The organism is Candidatus Collinsella stercoripullorum, assembly GCF_027669965.1.
Taxonomy (GTDB): domain Bacteria; phylum Actinomycetota; class Coriobacteriia; order Coriobacteriales; family Coriobacteriaceae; genus Collinsella; species Collinsella stercoripullorum.
The window spans coordinates 13,853-16,314 of the sequence record NZ_JAQECM010000052.1 but is presented as its reverse complement, the minus strand read 5'-3'; the positions used below and the strand labels follow the sequence as shown (position 1 = coordinate 16,314).

At 60.5% G+C, this 2,462-nt stretch carries 2 protein-coding genes; both read left to right on the top strand.

From position 1 onward, the window contains the following. The first annotated feature begins 128 nt into the window (after window positions 1-128). Window positions 129-1,742 carry an IS21 family transposase gene (gene istA / locus PHA29_RS09000; RefSeq protein ID WP_270849266.1) on the top strand — a complete coding sequence of 538 codons (1,614 nt, stop codon included), beginning with the start codon at window positions 129-131 and terminating at the stop codon, window positions 1,740-1,742. Further along, a partial coding sequence (locus PHA29_RS08995; protein WP_270849264.1) for an ATP-binding protein occupies window positions 1,732-2,462 on the top strand: 731 nt, incomplete at its 3' end. The genes istA and PHA29_RS08995, both read left to right, overlap by 11 nt.

Below are 2,462 nucleotides of genomic sequence, written 5' to 3'. Positions count from 1 at the left end.
TGAGTAGTAAGCGCTCTTGGTACTGAGAGTCAGCAAATTCTGGTACCGCAAATCAGCTAATTACGGTACCGCCATAGAATCCGTCGCAAGCGCCCAATCCGGGGCGCCCCAGACGGAAAGGAATGCCTATGGCAAAGATGAAGAAGATCCTCCTGATGCTGCTGAGGGGAGGAAACAGCCAAGGCGAGGTTGCAGCCGTCTTGCACGTCAGCAAACGCGACGTCTCAGAGGCGGCTAAGGCGATCAAGGAGCACAACCTGACCTACGAGGCGATCCTTGGCATGGATCCGATTATGGTCGAGGACGCGTTCTTCCCAAGGGAGAGCCGCGGCAGTAAGAAAAACGATGCTTACCTGCAGCCGGACATGAAGCTCTACGTCGAACGTAAGAAGAAGTGCCACAAGCTCCTCGTCAAGCAATTCTGGCAGGAGTACTGCTCCGCTGCGCTCGCACACGAAAAGCTCGCGTACTCGTACCAGAGCTTCTGCGAGCAGTTCTCGGCAGAGGCCGACAAGCTAGGCGCGACCCGGCATTTCAAACACACCCCAGGCGAGAAGGCCTATATAGACTGGGCAGGTGATGTTGCCAAGCTCACGGACAGGATTACCGGCAAGACGACGAAGGTGTATGTGCTCGTCGTGGTATTGCCTTTTTCTGGTCTGTTTTGGGCTCGCGGCTTCACGGACATGCGTCAGCAGTCGTGGCTTGAGGGTCACATGGCTGCTTTTGAGATGTTCGGCGGTGTTCCGCGCATGCTGATTCCTGACAACTGCGCCACCTCCACTGACAGGGGCTCGGTCTACGAGACGCTCATCAACAAGGATTACGAACGCTTTGCTGAACACTATGGCACTGCCGTCGTCCCCGCCCGCGTGCGCAGGCCGCGCGACAAGAGCACGGCCGAGGGGACCGTCAACCTCGTGGAGGAGTGGATCGTGGCGCCGTCATCCGAGATGCGCTTCTACACGCTCGAGGAGTTCAACGAGTTCTGCGCCGGGCGGGTGGCATGGCTCAACAGCCGCCCGTTCTCGGCGAGGGACGGGTCGCGCGGGGAGCTGTTCGAGGCCGAGGAAGCCGAACAGCTCCTGCCGCTGCCGCCGGAGCGCTACGAGATGTGCAGGTGGTGCTATCCCGTGGTCTCTCCCGACTACCACATTACCATCGACTACATGCACTACTCGGTGCCCTACGCGCTGATCGGCCGCACGCTCGAGGCCAAGGTCACCGCGAGCAAGGTGGCCGTCTACGACGACGGCGAGCTCGTCTGCGAGCACAAGCGCATGACCGGCAAGAAGAACCAGTACGAGACTTTTGAAGATCACATGCCGCCAAACCATCGCGATGTTGGATCTCCGTGGTCTAGGGACCGCTTCATTTCATGGGCTGCAAAGATTGGCCCCGAGACCGAGGCTGCTATCACCTGCGTGCTTGACAGCAGGACGGTGGTGGAGCAGGCGTTCGTCCCTTGCCGCAACATCCTGGGGCTGTCAAAACGCTATACCCCGCAGTTGCTCGAGGCTGCATGCGCGCAGGTCAACGCCTTGGGTGCTCTTCCCAGCTACACAGGTGTGAAGAACATGATTCTTTCCATCAAAGCCGATACGGAGCGCAAACAGGCCGCCAGGGCTAGTGCCGCCCCTTCAGCTGCAAGCAACGGGCAGCTTGTGGATCGTGCCGCGCATGCCGGGCGTCTGCGCGGCGCGGATGCCTACCGTAGGAAGGAGAATCGCGATGCTAACTGAGGAGCACTTCGACCTGTTCAGGAAGTTCAGGGTCAGGGCGATGGGCGACAAGCTTCGCGAGATGATCGACGACCCCGCCTACGATGACATGACGTTCGAGGACAAGATGGCGGAGCTGCTGGAGACCGAGGCAGCGGCGCGAAGGGAGCGCAAGATTGCCAAGCTCAACCGCGAGGCCGGCTTCAAGCTGCCCGCCGCCTGTGTGGAGGACATCGTCTACCTGCCCGACCGGAAGCTCAGCCGCGACCGCGTCGCCCGCTACGCCAGCTGCAAGTGGGTCGAGGACAACGAGGTGCTCGTCATAATCTCCAAGACGGGCTGCGGGAAGAGCTACCTGTGCCAGGCGCTGGGGAACTCGGCCTGCCGAAACCTGCACGGCGTCACCTACACGCGCATGGCGGACATGTTCATGGAGCTCAACCGCGCCAGGGCGCATGCCGACGGCTCCTACTTCGAGAAGATGGACCGCTTCAAGACGATCAAGCTGCTGATCGTCGATGACTTCATGACGACGCCCATCAGCACCCAAGACGCCGTCGACCTCTTCGAGATCATGGAAGCGCGCGAGGGCAAACGGGCGACGCTCATAGCCTCGCAGCTGGAGCCCGAGGAGTGGTACCTTCGCATCGAAGGTGAGCTGATGGCCGACTCGATTCTGAACCGCATCGCCACGGCGAGTAGGTACTTGGATATCGAGGGCCCGAACATGCGCGAGTACTT